The sequence below is a fragment of the Nostoc sp. JL34 genome, from assembly GCF_017114945.1.
In the GTDB taxonomy this organism is placed as follows: Bacteria; Cyanobacteriota; Cyanobacteriia; order Cyanobacteriales; family Nostocaceae; genus Nostoc.
Genome location: NZ_JABXKQ010000148.1, coordinates 38823 through 54888 on the forward strand (window position 1 = coordinate 38823; position 16066 = coordinate 54888).

General features: G+C 40.8%; 15 protein-coding genes. 9 read left to right on the forward strand and 6 right to left on the reverse strand.

What is annotated here, in order from left to right:
* Positions 1–237: 237 nt before the first annotated feature.
* Complete coding sequence (gene pbpC / locus HWQ44_RS27220) at positions 238–2553, forward strand: penicillin-binding protein 1C (RefSeq protein WP_292725098.1); 2316 nt, start codon at positions 238–240, stop codon at positions 2551–2553.
* Between the two features lie 49 nt (positions 2554–2602).
* Here pbpC and HWQ44_RS27225 read toward each other — a convergent pair whose 3' ends face one another.
* Positions 2603–4222 (reverse strand): ATP-binding protein, encoded by a 1620-nt coding sequence (locus HWQ44_RS27225; protein ID WP_292725100.1) that lies wholly within the window; start codon positions 4220–4222, stop codon positions 2603–2605.
* A gap of 42 nt (positions 4223–4264) precedes the next feature.
* Complete coding sequence (locus HWQ44_RS27230) at positions 4265–4768, reverse strand: hypothetical protein (RefSeq protein ID WP_292725102.1); 504 nt, start codon at positions 4766–4768, stop codon at positions 4265–4267.
* Between the two features lie 377 nt (positions 4769–5145).
* Here HWQ44_RS27230 and HWQ44_RS27235 point away from each other — a divergent pair, with 377 nt between their 5' ends.
* The 7 genes from HWQ44_RS27235 to HWQ44_RS27265 all read left to right on the forward strand — a co-directional run bounded on the left by HWQ44_RS27235 (position 5146) and on the right by HWQ44_RS27265 (position 12355).
* Positions 5146–5913, forward strand: coding sequence for a red chlorophyll catabolite reductase (locus HWQ44_RS27235; RefSeq protein WP_292725116.1), 768 nt, complete (start codon positions 5146–5148; stop codon positions 5911–5913).
* A gap of 46 nt (positions 5914–5959) precedes the next feature.
* Positions 5960–7015, forward strand: a complete 1056-nt coding sequence (locus tag HWQ44_RS27240; protein ID WP_292725104.1) for a nitrilase-related carbon-nitrogen hydrolase — start codon at positions 5960–5962, stop codon at positions 7013–7015.
* 53 nt (positions 7016–7068) lie between these two features.
* A complete protein-coding gene (locus HWQ44_RS27245) occupies positions 7069–8487 on the forward strand; it encodes an aldehyde dehydrogenase family protein (RefSeq protein ID WP_292725105.1) in 1419 nt (472 codons plus the stop codon).
* Positions 8488–9058: 571 nt separating this feature from the next.
* Positions 9059–9184: a hypothetical protein gene (locus HWQ44_RS27250; RefSeq protein ID WP_292725107.1), complete on the forward strand. Its 126-nt coding sequence runs from the start codon at positions 9059–9061 to the stop codon at positions 9182–9184.
* A 153-nt stretch (positions 9185–9337) separates the two neighbouring features.
* Entirely contained in the window at positions 9338–9784 is a 447-nt protein-coding gene (locus HWQ44_RS27255; RefSeq protein WP_292725108.1) for a DUF3598 family protein, read from the forward strand.
* Positions 9785–9909: 125 nt separating this feature from the next.
* The gene (gene hisS / locus HWQ44_RS27260) at positions 9910–11298 is read left to right on the forward strand and encodes a histidine--tRNA ligase (protein ID WP_292725109.1); all 1389 of its coding nucleotides are present in this window, start codon (positions 9910–9912) and stop codon (positions 11296–11298) included.
* Positions 11299–11716: 418 nt separating this feature from the next.
* The gene (locus HWQ44_RS27265) at positions 11717–12355 is read left to right on the forward strand and encodes a Uma2 family endonuclease (protein WP_292725110.1); all 639 of its coding nucleotides are present in this window, start codon (positions 11717–11719) and stop codon (positions 12353–12355) included.
* Here the strand turns inward: HWQ44_RS27265 and HWQ44_RS27270 are convergent.
* Positions 12315–12449 carry a hypothetical protein gene (locus tag HWQ44_RS27270; protein WP_292725111.1) on the reverse strand — a complete coding sequence of 45 codons (135 nt, stop codon included), beginning with the start codon at positions 12447–12449 and terminating at the stop codon, positions 12315–12317. The two genes, HWQ44_RS27265 and HWQ44_RS27270, sit on opposite strands and share 41 nt — an antisense overlap.
* A gap of 37 nt (positions 12450–12486) precedes the next feature.
* On the opposite strand from HWQ44_RS27270, the gene HWQ44_RS27275 reads away from it, so the two are divergent.
* Positions 12487–13062, forward strand: a complete 576-nt coding sequence (locus HWQ44_RS27275; RefSeq protein WP_292725112.1) for a TMEM175 family protein — start codon at positions 12487–12489, stop codon at positions 13060–13062.
* 66 nt (positions 13063–13128) lie between these two features.
* On the opposite strand, the gene HWQ44_RS27280 is transcribed toward HWQ44_RS27275, so the two are convergent.
* From HWQ44_RS27280 to HWQ44_RS27290, 3 genes are all read right to left on the reverse strand, one after another.
* Positions 13129–13383 (reverse strand): hypothetical protein, encoded by a 255-nt coding sequence (locus HWQ44_RS27280; protein WP_292725113.1) that lies wholly within the window; start codon positions 13381–13383, stop codon positions 13129–13131.
* An 84-nt stretch (positions 13384–13467) separates the two neighbouring features.
* Entirely contained in the window at positions 13468–14208 is a 741-nt protein-coding gene (locus HWQ44_RS27285) for an SDR family oxidoreductase (RefSeq protein WP_292725114.1), read from the reverse strand.
* 249 nt (positions 14209–14457) lie between these two features.
* Entirely contained in the window at positions 14458–15768 is a 1311-nt protein-coding gene (locus HWQ44_RS27290) for an efflux RND transporter periplasmic adaptor subunit (protein WP_292725115.1), read from the reverse strand.
* Between the last annotated feature and the right edge of the window lie 298 nt (positions 15769–16066).

Consider the following 16066-nt stretch of genomic DNA (forward strand, 5'->3'; position numbering starts at 1 on the left):
TTTTTACCCAGAGTTTGGATTTAACTATGTTTATTTACATTGATAACTAACTCAGTGTAATTGTTTCCAAAAATGACTACAATTCTTAACTATAAAGAAGTATTTAAATTTCGCAAATATTAATTTGCATCTGCTAAGTTAGTAAAAATTAATTATTAAGGATTTGACATATTTCCTGATGTAGATGTAATCGTTGCGTCAAAATTAAGGTAGGTTTTCTTGGGCAGGGATTCCCTGATGAAACTAATTTCACGATCGCTACTCAAACTTAAGCACACTAGTAAGATTATCCTAGCTGTGCTGCTAATCTGCCTGATTATACGCTTACTCCCTTATTTTGCGCCCGTTCGGGCCGCAGATATTGCCCAAAATCATTTGGCAATGCAATTTAGCGATCGCAATGGTTTACCATTAGGAACACTACTCACCCGTGACCAAGAGCATACATCAGTAGTACCCCTAAATCAGGTTTCGCCCCAGTTTATCCATGCCATTTTAGCCGCCGAAGATGGCAGCTTTTACCATCATGGGGCGTTGGATATGAAAGCTGTTATCCGCGCCAGCAAAGAAGCCATCCACGCCAAACGAATTGTTTCCGGCGCTTCTACTATTACTATGCAGTTGGCGCGGATGTTAGATCCAGTGCCGCGCAGCTTCTCTGGTAAACTGAGTGAGATTTGGCTATCTTGGCGGTTAACAGCAGGGATGAACAAAGATGAAATTCTCTCTGCATATATCAATCGGCTACCAATGGGCGGGAATATATATGGTGTGGAAGCAGCCGCCCGGACTTATTTTTCCATCCCAGCTAGTGAGTTGAATCTTGCTCAAGCTAGTTTGTTGGCTGCTATTCCCAATAATCCCACATATTTTAATCCTTACCAACATTGGGAACGGCTGAAGCAGCGACAAAAATACGTCCTTAATCGGATGGTACAGGAAAAGTATATTAGTGGAGCGATGGCTGCGCCAACGTCTGCGACGAACGCAACCCGAACACACACCGAAAAGGTTGTGTTTCAGTCTCGCCAAGGGGGAATTATCGCCGCACCACACTTTTTATTTTGGTTAGCCAATCAGTTTGATAAGACGCAAACAGAACAAAATTCCCCCATCCGCACGACTATAAATCGCCCTTTGCAGCAGTTTGTGGAAGCACAGGTACAGCAGGTAATTTCTTCTCTCGCCTCTAACAATGTCCATGATGCTGCTGCGTTAGTGATTGATAACCACACTGGTGAAGTTTTGGCTTATGTCGGTTCACCTGATTACTTTAATGAAGCCAAACTGGGACGCAATGATGGAGTGCAAGCACTACGTCAACCAGGTTCTACCCTCAAGCCTTTTGTCTATGAACTAGCTTTAGAAAAAGGTTTAATTCGCCCAAATACCATTTTGGCAGATGTACCCGCCCATTATGCCATTCCCGGCGCGAAACTTTACAGCCCCACAGATTACACCGAAAGGTTTCTTGGCCCTGTGCGAGTGCGAATCGCTTTAGCAAATTCTTTAAATGTACCCGCAGTCAGGGTGTTAGAAAAAGTAGGCGTGGAAACTTTCTTAGAACGACTGCATCAACTGGGATTTGAACACCTCAATCAAACTCCAGAACATTATGGTTTGGGGTTGACTCTAGGTAGTGGCGAAGTCAGTCTCTGGGAATTAGCCCGGGCTTACCTGACCATAGCACGACAAGGAGATGCTACCCCTTTAGTAAACACATTTTCCAATTCCCCAATCCCAAATCCTAAATCTCAAATCCAAAATCCGACAATATGGCAATTAATCACCAATATACTCAGTGATAGCTATGCTCGTGCAACAGCATTTGGTGTAGACTCGGTGTTAAATTTACCCTTTCCTGTTGCTGTTAAAACTGGCACTTCTTCCAATTTTCGTGACACTTGGACAGTTGGCTTCACTACAGATTACACTGTCGCTACTTGGGTAGGCAATTTCAACGGTGAACCGATGCGACAGGTTTCAGGTGTGACAGGCGCAGCACCTTTATGGAATCGAATTATGTTACATCTGCACGAACATCAAGAACCAGCAGGTTTTCCATCTCCAGAAGGTTTAGTGCAATTACCTGTTTGTGCAATTTCTGGGTTACGACCCACACCAGATTGTACCTCAGTCGTGCAAGAATATTTCTATCCTGAAGATAAAAGTAATTACGAACGTGAGAATCAATTCAATTTGCCGCCAGAGTATGATGAATGGTTGGCAAAACAACAGCAGTCAAATTTTACTTCTACCAATTTGAGAATTTTATCTCCGCATCATGGCGATTTATTTTTACTTTATCCTGGTGAAGAAACGAAGCAAAAACTCGAATTTAAGCTAGTGGGAAATAAATCTGCATCAGTAGAGTGGTGGTTAAATGGCGAAAAGTTAGATATAAACTCAGCTAATTCTTTATTTTGGAATTTACGTCCTGGTAAGTGGACTTTGGAAGCGAGAAGTGGGGAAATGAGCGACAAGGTAAGTTTTCAGGTGGAGTTAGCTAATATTAAACCTACACGTCGAGGATTTTCTGTTAGTAATAATTGAAATAGCTTAGATGTCTAGAGTTATTTTTGTAACGATATTTTTATATCACTCAATGGGGAACTCTTGAACGTGTCTGCTTGATAGGAATCTCAATCACAAACTCTGTACCTTTACCAGGTGCAGAAATACACTTAATTTTCCCTTTATGTTTTTCCACTATAATCTGGTAACTAATAGATAATCCTAAGCCAGTACCTTTTCCCATAGGTTTAGTAGTAAAGAAAGGATCAAATAATCTAGTTTGAGCTTCTTCAGTTATTCCTAAACCATTATCTTTAATACTAATAGTTATCCACTCTTTATTTGTAACTTCAGTATGGATAATAATAGAACTAAGCTGTCTATTAATATCTCCTTTAAAATACTCTACTTCCATTTGATGTAAAGCATCAATAGCATTACTGAGAATATTCATAAATACCTGATTTAATCCTCCTGCATAACATTCAACAACAGGCAAATTACCATAATCTTTGATAATTGCAATTTCCTGCTGTTTATGATTTTCTTTAAAACGATACTGTAAAATTAATAGGGTACTATTAATTCCTTCATGAATATCAACAAATTTCATTTCTGCTTCATCAAGGCGTGAGAAGTTACGCAAAGTCAGCACAATTTCGCGAATGCGTTCAGTACCAACTGCCATTGATGATAAGATTTTCGGCATATCATCAACAAGAAACTCTAAATCTATCTCATCAATTAGAGTAGTTATTTCTGGTTTGTCACTAGAACATTGCTGCTGATACAGTTTAATTAAAGTTAGTAATTGCTGACTATATTCTCTAACATGCATCAAATTACCATAAATAAAATTAACTGGATTATTGATTTCATGAGCAACACCAGCAACTAGCTGACCTAATGAAGACATTTTTTCAGTTTGAATAAGTTGTACTTGAGTGTGTTGCAATTCTTGCAGTGTATTTTGTAGCTGAATATTTTTATGGTTTAATTTTGCCGTTCTCTCCATAACTTGCATTTCCAATTGACAATTTGTTTCTTCTAAAGCGGCTTGAGCAATTTTTTTAGCCTTTAAGTATTGCTGCAATAAATGCAATACTAAAAGCCATGCTGGAATCAGCATTGCTAAACTTATAATAGACTCCGAAATTGCCCATAAGATTCTTTGATAATATTCATCAACCTTTTGCTGTAATTCTAGTGAGATATTATACTTTCTTTTCATCACTCCATCAGCATAAATTTGCTTCTGAGTTTCATATTCGCGGCTGAAAAGTACTTGTTGTGCTGTCTCTTTTTGATTTTTATTAACTAAATCAAAAGATTGATATTCCATTGTCACCAGGCGCTGATTAGCGGCATCAATTTTCTTGGCATCCTCATTTGTATATGCTTTAGGAGCTAGTTTAATAGATTCTTGAATAGCAATATCAAGTTTAGGTTCAAATTGACGATACCGTTGTTCCCAAATAGTGTTTCCTGTAGCAGCATTCATGCGGGCTGACATAGTTAGTACTTCATCAAAATAAGTAATTTCATCACTTAATATTTGGAGCTTAAATTCATTTTTAGTAATACTATTAAAGTTATAATATGCTTGTAAATTGAGCCAAATCTGAGGAATAAATAACAGCAGAGTAAGAAGTACTGTTACAGTTATTAGTTGAGAGGAAGCAAATCTCAGTTTATAAGGTAGGTGCATTTTAATACTATTTATATATATTTTAATTGGGTATTGTCACGATTAATACTCTTGAACAAATTTAGAATCATCAGTGTTAATACCGAAAAAATCTCTTAAAAATCCTATTGTTTCATTTTGGTAAATTTCAAAGTTAATTTCATTTATTTGTTTAAACTTAATCTTTCTGCCATAAATAAATCCTAACTTAAAACTCATGAAGTCTAACCTTGAAAATTTATAAGGAACTGGATATATAAATTTAGCAAAGAAGTGATAGATGAATAAATGTAGTTGATTAGTCTTTAAGTCATTACCCATTGTGAATCCTATTACAAAGGCTTCATCTTGAGAAGAAATTCCTCTAGCTAAAAGTATGTGAATATAATCATGATGGAGCAAACTAATTTTTCCAGGTAATGCCATTATGCTATTAGGATTCTCTAGCAGCCAAATCACAAAAGGAATTTTCGGCTCACCATGTAACCTAAATACTAATGAATGTGCTTTTTTTAAATTCATTTGAGCTATATCTAGTTGAAAAGCTTTATCTAAATCAAAATCCATATTTTGTATATTTATAATCAAACAACTAACTTATTAGTATTGGTTTTTCTGATAATTTGTCTATATTTATCAACAAAATTATTTTTATTTTTATAATTAAGTACACTAAAAACAAATTTGTATAAAATTACAGTATTATCACTGAGCTTTGTGCTAAAGTCAAAAGCATCTAAATGAACAATCATCGACTGATAGAAATTGCTGCAATTCTGCTGTGAAAAAAGATGTTGCTGTAACAGATCAATCACACTTTGGTTGATGGACTATTTCTCACACTCCTAAATTCGATGAATGCGTTGCTAGATATCGGTAAGAATTAGCTACCGGAAAGTGTCAAACTAAATATGAAGTTTATAGAAAAACTGCAAACTCAAACCATGACTCAGCAACCAACCGATTTAGATAATAAAGCTGTATTTGAGCAGTTGTGGGAGATTACAAAAGAACTCCACCAAAAACTAGAGGCTCGTTTTCAGTTACACCCAGATCCTTCTGTAGAAAATTTACAGGAATACAGCAGTCTCGATGGCAACATGAAGGGTTCGCTCACCGCTTTTTCCGGCGCAGAAATTGATTGGTTAGTGCATTCGTGGTTAGGAAACGCCCAAAAATCAAACTTTAGCACTATGCGTCTCACCACTTGGTTGAAGTCGCACATTCAGGTTCCTCATTTGGCGTTTGAGTTTGGCACACTTCCGAATATTTTCTTTTATATAGATTACATTCCCCGGACTGAGCTTTTAGCCGATTTGGCATATCTCGATCGCTATTATGAGCCAGTTAATCAAACATTCTTAAAGTTACAAGAAGATTCACGGCTCAAGGTGTTTACCAGCAAAAGTGTGTACATTCGTCTATTTCAATCGCCTGTTAGTTTGTGCTACACAGGCGTACCTACTTTTGAAACACTCGAACTAACTCGCACACTTGCACACGAAACACTCGATCGCTGGCTAACTTGGGTAGATGCAGCTGAACCTGTGCCAGAAGATGCGCGGGAGGCTTTAGCTGCTCGTGATTTGGCGCTGCGCCGAATCAGTGCGGAACGCGATCCAGGTAATAAATTTGCCGCACAGATGTTTGGATCGGAATTGACAGATAAACTTGTGCGATCGCTCTGGGGTGGCGATCGAATTAGTCATTAGTCATTAGTCATTAGTCATTTGTCCTTAGTCCTTAGTCCCATGCCCTATGCCCACTAATCTAGAATCATTCCGCGCTTTAGCACTGCAAGTTACCTGTTATGCAGTTAACCAAACAAGCGATGCCTCCGGCGGGCTACGCCTACACCACGAAGCGCGATCGCTCATGCAAAACTCCATCAACCGCCTAGCTCAACAAATTGCTGCTAGTATCGCTTTCATTGGTTTCGATTGCCGTTTAATTGTACTGCCAGAATATTTCCTTACTGGTTTCCCAATGGGAGATACTCTCGGAGGATGGGCAGAAAAAGCTTGTATAGAAATGGCTGGTGCTGAGTATGAGGCCCTTGGTAAAATTGCCCAAAAGCATAAAATCTTTTTAGCTGGTAACGCCTACGAAGTTGATCCCAACTTTCCCGGATTGTACTTTCAAACCTGCTTCATTCTTGACCCCTCTGGCTCAATAGTTTTACGGTATCGGCGGCTAAATTCTTTATTTGCTCCCACCCCCCATGATGTTTGGGATAAATATCTCGATTGCTATGGTTTGGAAGGAGTTTTCCCGGTTGCCAAAACTGAGATCGGTAATTTGGCTGCATTAGCATCAGAAGAAATTTTGTATCCAGAAGTGGCGCGGTGTCTGGCGATGCGAGGAGCAGAGATTTTTGTCCATTCCACCTCGGAAGTATACAACAAAAATCTCACCCCTAAAGACGCGGCAAAAATCACTCGCGCCGTCGAAAATCTGGCTTATGTAGTTTCAGCCAATACCGCAGGCATCGCTAATATTGCCATCCCCATTGCTTCGGCTGATGGTGGTTCTAAAATCATTGACCATCGCGGAATCGTTTTAGCAGAGACAGGCGCGGGTGAGAGCATGGCAGCATTTGCAGAGATTGATTTAGCAGCATTACGCCGCGATCGCCGCCGACCGGGGCTAAATAATTTACTTGCCCGCCAACGGTTTGAACTATACGCCGAAAGTTACCGCCAATCACACTTTTACCCCGCTAATACTATGCTGGAAGGAGAAGTAGACCGCAAACACTTCCTGCAAACACAGCAAGCCACCATTGAGCGTTTAAGCAACCTGGGGATAATTTGAATTTGGGAATGGGGCATTGGAAGTAATAACAAATGACTAATGACAAATGACTAATGACAAAACCAATAGAAGTCCGCAATCCTCGAACTGGCAAATTTGACTACGTAATTATCCCGCCGCCTCCAAAGCTGGTGGTACAGCAATGTAAGCGCACACGCAGGGCGCAAGTTCGCTGGCAGCAGTTGGGCTTAGAGGGGAGAATTGAAGCTTTACAGCAGTGGAAGGAAGCGATATTATCTGGACGCGATCGCCTCACAGAAGCTTTGGTAAATGATACCGGAAGATTGTCAACCTCGGTATTAGAAATAGACTCCTTCCTCTCCAGCATTGATCGCTGGTGTAGGTTAGCACCGGAATTGTTGCAAGAATCTGCAAAAAATACAGCTATTCCCTTTATTGTCTTGCAACAAACATCCGTTCCTTATCCCCTAGTTGGGGTAATTAGCCCGTGGAATTTTCCGCTGTTACTATCTACCATTGATACCATTCCGGCATTGTTGGCGGGTTGTGCTGTCATTGTCAAACCCAGTGAAATTACTCCCCGTTTTGTAGCACCACTGGTTACAGCACTGAACGCCGTTCCCAAACTGCACGATGTATTAACTTTTGTGGAAGGAGCAGGCGCAACCGGATCTACTTTGATTGAAAATGTAGATTTGGTTTGCTTTACAGGCAGTGTAGCGACGGGGAGAAAAGTTGCACAGACTGCTGCAAAACAGTTTATTCCAGCTTTTTTGGAATTAGGAGGAAAAGATCCTGCGATCGTTTTAGAATCAGCCAACTTAGAATTAGCAACCTCAGCAATATTGTGGGGCTCCGTCGTCAACACCGGACAGTCATGCCTCTCAATTGAGCGAATTTATGTTGCAGACTCCATATTTGAAAAGTTTTATCATCAACTAGTAGCCAAAGCCCATCGCCTGCAACTAGCCTATCCCACAGTCGAAAGTGGAGAAATTGGCCCTATCATCGCCGAAAAACAAGCAGCCATTATTAGCAATCATCTCCTAGATGCAGTGGAAAAGGGAGCAGTAATTCACAGCGGCGGTGTAATAGAGGATTTAGGAGGGGGTTGGTGGTGTCGTCCGACAGTGCTTACTCAGGTTAATCATTCCATGAAAGTGATGACCGAAGAGACTTTCGGCCCCATTATGCCAGTCATGCCTTTTTCCACAGTAGAGGAAGCAGTATCTTTAGCCAATGACTCAATCTATGGATTAAGTGCTGCTGTATTTGCCTCGGAAACAGAAGCCTTAGAAGTTGCCTACCAGATAGATGCAGGTGCTATCAGTATCAACGATGCAGCACTCACCGCCATCATGCATGAGGGAGAGAAAAACGCCTTCAAATTCTCCGGTATGGGAGGTTCACGTATGGGTGCAGCGGCGCTGAAACGGTTTATGCGAAAAAAAGCCATTTTGATCAAAACTAACGCTACTAATGACCCTTGGTGGTTTGAGAATGGGGAGTGACCAATACCATGATCACCATAACCAATAGCGTAGCTTGCCGCCATTCGCAAAGCGTCTCGTAGAGAAGGCATCGCATTCTCATTCTATTCAAAATATTTGTTTTACCAGAGGCGATCGCCTCTGCCACAGTTTCGTCCACGAGAAACGCGATCGCTTGGAAGAAAAGCGGAATTCGTTATGCTTCACGTCAAGTTATAATTTCTGCTCTCACAACTGTCAGCAGTGGGATGAATACAGAAACCCAATTTTTCGCAGACTTTTTGCATTGCAGAATTTTCAGTCAGGATTTCGGCACTAATTAGCGTGAGTTCGACAGATAGGAAAGCCCAAAAAGGTTGCTAGGTATGAATTTGCTCAACTGAGTAGACCATAAGGCGATCGCTAGCCGCGCAAACCCTCTCAATTTTTGGCGGCCACAGCGATGTCATAGCAGCGCGTGGGACTGGTTTTGCCAGTTTATCTTCTCAAGAATTTACGCCAGCGATGATTAAAGCCGTCTTTGATAACCTTCCCCACTCATAATATGCGAACATAATTAAGTTGTAGCTGACTACATGCACAGAGGTTTAAAGTGGATACCATTGGAATCCCTGTTCTGAATCGCCCAGTAGATGCCACGGTAGAGATTCCTGGTTGTAAAAGTATTACCAATCTGGCATTACTCGTCGCGGTCTTAGCGCCAGGTGACTCGATTTGAGAAAATGCCTTATTTAGTGAAGACTGGTATTTGCTATCACTGGCTAAAATATTCCAGGCATTGTAATAAAAGACTCTGGTTGTTCAGCGAAAACTTTTCCCGATTACTTTACTCGATTTTTCCAAATTTTAGAACAATAAAAGGTGAATTGCTATGTCTAATATTAGAGAAGGAATGCCAGTACTTGCCCGTCATGAAGGAGATTGGGTAGGAACTTATACAGTAATTGATACAGCCGGAAAAATTCTTGACAAGTATGAATCTCACTTAACTTGTCAATTTCCTGAAAATGGCCCTCATCCCTACTACCAAATTAATCGCTACAAATGGTCTGATGGGAAACGAGAAGAATATGAATTTCCAGGAATCTATAAAGATAATAAACTTTGGTTTGACACTGATCGCATTGATGGAAAAGCCTGGGAAGCCGATGATTCGATTGTTATTTTATGGTTTAGTTATAAGACAAACCCAGAAATGAGTTTATATGAAATGATCTATATTAGTCCTGACAATAACAATCGTGCCCGCACTTGGCATTGGTTTAAAAACAATCAAATCTTTCAACGCACCCTAATTCAAGAAGAACGGCTAAGATAGTAATTTCTCCCCTCAGAGATCATCACTCATTATTTTCCAGTCCGCGCAGGCGGACTTTGTTTGTGTAGCCAAGACTTCCAGTCCTTAGGCTTTCATCTCAAATCCCAACTTAGTAAGGTACACGCATGGCCAAAGGTGACAAAATAAACTTTTCTACTCCTAGCGGTTTCCCAGAATTTCTACCTAGCGAAAAGCGTCTAGAATTATATTTGCTAGATATCATCCGTAGAGTTTTTGAAAGCTATGGATTTACGCCCATCGAAACACCTGCTGTAGAACGTTTAGAAGTGCTGCAAGCTAAAGGGAATCAAGGCGATAATATCATCTATGGAATTGATCCCATCTTGCCACCAAATCGACAAGCCGAGAGAGATAAATCGGGTGAAACTGGTTCGGAAGCCAGAGCTTTAAAGTTTGATCAAACAGTTCCTTTGGCGGCATATATTGCTCGTCACCTGAATGAATTAACCTTTCCCTTTGCCCGTTATCAAACGGATGTAGTTTTTCGGGGAGAACGGGCAAAAGATGGGCGTTTTCGTCAGTTTCGTCAGTGCGATATTGATGTAGTCGCTCGTCGTGAACTTAGCTTGCTCTATGATGCTCAGATGCCTGCAATTATCACTGAAATCTTTGAAGCAATTAATATTGGTGATTTTCTGATTCGCATCAATAACCGTAAAATTCTGACTGGTTTCTTTAAGTCAGTAGGAATTGCCGAAAATCAAATTAAATCGTGTATTGGTATTGTTGATACTCTAGAAAAAATTGGTGAAAGTAAAGTAAAACAAGATTTAGAAAAAGAAGGAATTTTAGAAGAACAGGCGCAGAAAATCATTGAATTTATCAAAATAGACGGTTTGGTTGATGAAGTCTTAGATAAGCTCAAGCACCTTGCCCAAAATCTGCCAGAAACCGAGCAATTGAGCTTAGGAGTTAGCGAATTAGAAACGGTAATTGCTGGGGTGCGTAATCTCGGAGTTGCCGAAAACCGTTTCTGTATTGATTTATCCATTGCCCGTGGTCTTGATTACTATACCGGCACAGTTTACGAAACAACTCTATTAGGACATGAAGCTTTAGGTAGTATTTGTTCTGGGGGTAGATATGAAGAATTAGTCGGGGTATTTTTGGGCGAAAAGATGCCTGGAGTAGGCATTTCTATTGGCTTAACTCGCTTAATTAGTCGCTTGTTAAAAGCTGGTATTCTTAGTAGTTTAGCTGCGACACCAGCCCAAGTGATGGTAGTGAATATGCAAGAAGATTTAATGCCTACTTATTTAAAAGTTTCTCAACAACTGCGTCAGGCGGGAATTAATGTTATAACTAACTTTGATAAGCGTCCTTTGGGTAAACAATTTCAATTAGCAGACAAGCAAGGAATTAAATTTTGCGTAATTATTGGTTCTGAAGAAGCAGCAGCGCAAAAATCTTCGCTCAAAGATTTGAAAACAGGTGAGCAAGTAGAAGTGCTACTAGAAAATTTGGCTGAAGAACTTAAAAGAAAGCTTACCTAAAATTTGATTTATAAAGTAGCGACTGTCTATATAAGATGCATTACAGCTTTCGTCTAACACACTCTACTTATTTGGAAGTCATTTATGAGTTTGTCCGATCTCCCTAATCTTTGGGTTCCTCTAGCACTTTTAGGTTTAATTGTTATAGCTGCTGTATTTTTCAGCCGCAGCAATTGATATTTAAACCATTACAGAAACTAAGTAAGATAAAGTAGGAGAGCCTTGTCAGCCTAGCATCACGAAATACCTCAACAAGAAGTGGATCTTCTTTCAATAATTCAAGTGTTGATGCAGAAATCTGCTTAATCTTACCTGTGATTCCCATAAGACTTTTGTTGCAGCGCTTAACAGTTATTATCCTCCGAGTATAGCTACAGTTTATCCAAAGCATTAAAGTTGAGATGGAGGTATCAGTTCTATGTTTGCTGTTGTCACACCCGATACAATCCATTTGCCCCCAGGTGCGGTAATACGCCTACCTGGAAGTTGGCAAGATTATCAAGCATTGAATGAACAACTAGGCGATCGCTCTTCGCCTCGTATTAAATATCGAGATGGAGAAATTCTCTTGATGGCACCACTACCAGAACATGGGCGCAAAGTAAGTGTAATTGCAGATGTAGTCAAAGTTTTGCTCGATCATCTGGGACGAGAATACGAGGCATTTACCCCAATCACAATGGAACTACCACAGAAAAGTGGTATAGAACCAGACTACTGTTTTTATATTGAAAACTGGGAAGCAATCGCAGGTAAAGATCGCATCAATTGGGGTGTTGATCCATCACCCGATTTAGTGGTGGAGATAGATATTACCAGCTACACTGATGTGAATGACTACCTGCCTTATCGAGTCCCAGAAGTTTGGTTGTTCAGGAAGAACCAGCTTGTGATTTACGGATTGCAAAGCGATCGCTACACTGTTGAAACCAGTAGCCGTTATTTCCCTAACATTAATGTGTCAGAGGTAGTTACAGAGTGTTTAAAAATTGCCTACGAGCGTAATACTAGCACTGCTATTCGGGAATTACGGCGGAAATTGGCGAGTGAGAATTAAATATTTGGCGTTGGCGTAGCCCGCCTTTGACATCGCCGCGCAGAAAATTTTCATCAATGGCGACTACTTGGTACGATAAAGTACAGAATGTCACAACTTAACTCTCAAGTAGATAGAAAAGGAATGCATATATGGGAAAAGGGAGATTAGAAGCATTCAGCGATGGGGTGATTGCGATCATCATCACCATTATGGTGCTGGAAATCAAAGTGCCGCATGGATTCGATTTAGCCGCGCTGCATCCGCTGATCCCAGTATTTCTGAGCTATGTGCTGAGTTTTATTTATATCGGCATCTACTGGAACAATCATCATCACCTACTACAAGCAGTCCGACAGGTTAATGGGCGTATACTTTGGGCTAATCTGCATCTGCTGTTTTGGTTATCCCTAATTCCCTTTGTCACTGGCTGGATGGGTGAGAATCACTTTGCCGCGATGCCAGTTGCCCTTTATGGTACGGTATTGTTGTTGGCTGCGATCGCTTACTTCATTCTTACTCGCACCCTGATTTTTCATCACGGCAAGGATTCAACTTTAGCGATCGCAGTTGGTGAAGACTTCAAAGGAACAGTATCAGTAGTTGTCTATGCTGTGGCAATTCCACTTGCCTTTGTGAACTCATGGTTTGCCTGTGCATTATACGTTTTAGTCGCAATCATCTGGCTGATTCCTGACCGTCGCATTGAGAAGACTCTGACTTCCTAAACGAATTACGAATTACCTAAGTTGTTACGCATTTAATTTGTACATTTACCTGATGATTGATGACTGTCAATAAAATGTTTTTGGATCTGGAGCGTTCAAATGTGCGTCAAGTTCTAAGCGTTTTGGTAAGTCAGGATTAGCAAGATATAACTTGCCAAAAGAAACTAAATCTGCATTGCCACTGGTAAGAATACTATCTCCTGTTGCGCGATCGTAGCCACTATTGGTAATCAAAATACCTTGGAATATTTGGCGAAAGTAGGATGTAACTGGGTTGATGACTAGCTGAACTGGTGTGAAAAGATTGATATTGGAATTCATGGCTTAAATTTCTATTACGGCGTTGCACATTACTGGCTGAGGTTTTGAAACGGGGAATATCGCTTTCATCAGCAGAGTTTTTCCTCACGCGATTCCACCGTTGACACGAATGTTTTGCCCAGTAATCCACCTGGCTTCGTCGCTAGCGAGAAATGCTACTACATCGGCGATTTCTTGCACATCTCCCAGTTTGCCAAAAGCAGCCATTTGGGCCAAACGGTCTATCTGTTCTTGTGTTTTGCCTTCTCGAAATAATTCTGTATCGGTGGGGCCAGGAGAAATAACATTAACGGCGATCGCTTTTGTACCCAATTCTTTAGCTAGTACCCGTGTGATTTGTTCAACAGCACCCTTAGTTCCTACATAGGCACTATAAGTTGGCAGCATCATCACCGTAGTTGATGAGGAAAAGTTGATAATCCGTCCGCCTTCTGACATGTGTTGCGCGGCTTGTTGACAAGCAAAAAAAGTGCCTTTGACCTTAATGGCAAAAATCGCGTCAAAATCTTCTTCACTCACCTGATTAATTGGTTTATAGAAGGCTATTCCGGCATTATTGACCAAAATATCGACTTTGCCAAAGCGTTCAAGTGTTTGCTCAAATAACCGTTGGATGTCGGGTACTTTGCTAATATCAGCTTGGATAGCGATCGCTTCTACTCCCAACTTTTCAATTTCTGCAACAACTTCTTGTGCTTTACCTGCATTCCCCGCATAGTTGACGACAATAGATGCGCCGTTACCAGCTAACTTGAGTGCGATCGCTCGTCCAATTCCCCGCGATGCACCAGTGATAATTGCAACTTTTCCAGCTATTGATGCCATAGATTAATTTAGTTTTATTTTGGTTCACCAAAGTGATTATCTGCTGTTAAAGTACTGTATCAAGGTTAAATTTAGCGATCGCTATCATGTTGGGCATTAGGCATGGGGGATTGGGACTTTGAGTCTTTGAACTCCGTTAATGAGTCTTTGAGGTGGATGAACGGAGTTCTGAGGTTGATGAGTGCAGTTCTGAGGTGGGATGAATCCAGTTCTAACTCTCCTCTGCTCCCCAGTCCCCACTCTCCTTAATTAAGATTCTGGAACGATCGCAACACCATCCCTAAGATTGAGCAACCCTGAAATAATAACTTTATCTTCTGGCTGTAATCCTTCAATAACTTGGTAATTATTACCTTTGATCTCGCCTAGCTTCACTCGCCTTTGCCGAGCTACTTGTTGGGATACACCTTGAGGAGATGTCTCTGTTTCAACTACATAAACAAAAGTATCCCCACCAACACGAGTCATTGCTGTTGTGGGAATTAAAACTCCGGGGCGCTGATTCCAAAACACTCTAGTCCTTACCAATTGATCTGCACGCAACTGACCGTTACGGTTGTCAAAAAGTGCTTTGATCAGTATTGTTTGTGTTTCATTACTGGCATTAGGTGCAATGAAAAATATCCTACTTCTACCAAGTTTTTGACCTTGTGTGTTCATCACCTCTACTGGCATTCCCTTACGCAATTGGGGCCCTTGCTGTAGTGGTACAGAGATATTCACTTCTAAAGGTCGATTTTGCGTGATATTAACTAATGGTGTAGAAGTATTAACTAAATCACCGACTTTCACAGGGATGTTGCCAACTGTGCCATTAAAGGGAGCGGTAATTTTATCAGACTGCGGCTGTTGTGTTTGAGTATTTAAATTAGATTGCTGCAAGGATTTTTCAGCCTGCAAGATGGTGGCTCGTTGTGCTTGAATTCTGGAATCTATTGCATTTAGACTAGTTTTAGCATTAGCAAGACGATTAGCAAACTGATTGCTAGTCTGTCGAGACACGGCTCCTTCTTGAGCTAGGGTGACAAACTTTTCGTAGTTCTGCTGGTACAATTGCACATTTGCAACGTAAGAAGACCGTTCTGCTTCTAGAGATTTGAGTGTAGCGCGGGCATTTGCCAGTTGCATTAAAAATGCTGGAGGCACAGTATTCTTAAGAGCGATCGCTGATTGTGGTGTACGATCTACTTGGAGAATTGCTGCTCCTTCGGCGACTGAATCTCCTGATTTGACAAGTATCTGGGTAACTTGGCCTTGAATCCTTGGCTGAAGCGTGACTGAGCGCTGGGATTTTAGACTAGCAATAAAATCTGAACTTTCCTCAATTATGCCGCTTTGTACTGTCGATATTTTGACTCTTACCCCTTGAGGTTGAGCATTAGCAGTTGAAGGTGCTGAATTTTGCGGAGTGAGCAAACGCCAAACTACAGCTGCTCCGCCCCCTAACAATAGTAGTGCAGGTAAAAATAACCAAAGCCACCGCCGTTTTCCAGAAGGTGGCTCAAATGAGTTTTGTGGAGCTTTGTCTCCAAAATCAGTTTGAGGCTCAGGGGATGTCATGGCTTTTGAGGAACTTAAGGAACAATTTGACTAGAATTCAATCAAAATTTCATCTGTTGATCTTGAAATTACTGATTTAGCATGAGGTTTTGTGGCAACTTATGTGTTACCCCATCCAAATATACAGTTTTGCTCATTCTGTCTAAATCTACCGAAAGGTGAATCCGCTCCTTAAAACCTATGCAAATCTCACTTGTTTCTTACTTCAACTGGATTTAGATTCGCGACTTAGGGACTTCCAATAAATAAATTATCCAATCTTGTGGGGTGGGCATCTTGCCATTGGTGTCAAGTTAAG

Excerpts from the sequence above, each read along its gene's own strand:
- pbpC (WP_292725098.1), top strand. The coding sequence starts at position 238 with ATGAAACTAATTTCACGATCGCTACTCAAACTTAAGCACACTAGTAAG.
- HWQ44_RS27225 (WP_292725100.1), bottom strand. The coding sequence starts at position 4,222 with ATGCACCTACCTTATAAACTGAGATTTGCTTCCTCTCAACTAATAACT.
- HWQ44_RS27230 (WP_292725102.1), bottom strand. The coding sequence starts at position 4,768 with ATGGATTTTGATTTAGATAAAGCTTTTCAACTAGATATAGCTCAAATG.
- HWQ44_RS27235 (WP_292725116.1), top strand. The coding sequence starts at position 5,146 with ATGACTCAGCAACCAACCGATTTAGATAATAAAGCTGTATTTGAGCAG.
- HWQ44_RS27240 (WP_292725104.1), top strand. The coding sequence starts at position 5,960 with ATGCCCACTAATCTAGAATCATTCCGCGCTTTAGCACTGCAAGTTACC.
- HWQ44_RS27245 (WP_292725105.1), top strand. The coding sequence starts at position 7,069 with ATGACAAAACCAATAGAAGTCCGCAATCCTCGAACTGGCAAATTTGAC.
- HWQ44_RS27255 (WP_292725108.1), top strand. The coding sequence starts at position 9,338 with ATGTCTAATATTAGAGAAGGAATGCCAGTACTTGCCCGTCATGAAGGA.
- hisS (WP_292725109.1), top strand. The coding sequence starts at position 9,910 with ATGGCCAAAGGTGACAAAATAAACTTTTCTACTCCTAGCGGTTTCCCA.
- HWQ44_RS27265 (WP_292725110.1), top strand. The coding sequence starts at position 11,717 with ATGTTTGCTGTTGTCACACCCGATACAATCCATTTGCCCCCAGGTGCG.
- HWQ44_RS27275 (WP_292725112.1), top strand. The coding sequence starts at position 12,487 with ATGGGAAAAGGGAGATTAGAAGCATTCAGCGATGGGGTGATTGCGATC.
- HWQ44_RS27280 (WP_292725113.1), bottom strand. The coding sequence starts at position 13,383 with ATGAATTCCAATATCAATCTTTTCACACCAGTTCAGCTAGTCATCAAC.
- HWQ44_RS27285 (WP_292725114.1), bottom strand. The coding sequence starts at position 14,208 with ATGGCATCAATAGCTGGAAAAGTTGCAATTATCACTGGTGCATCGCGG.
- HWQ44_RS27290 (WP_292725115.1), bottom strand. The coding sequence starts at position 15,768 with ATGACATCCCCTGAGCCTCAAACTGATTTTGGAGACAAAGCTCCACAA.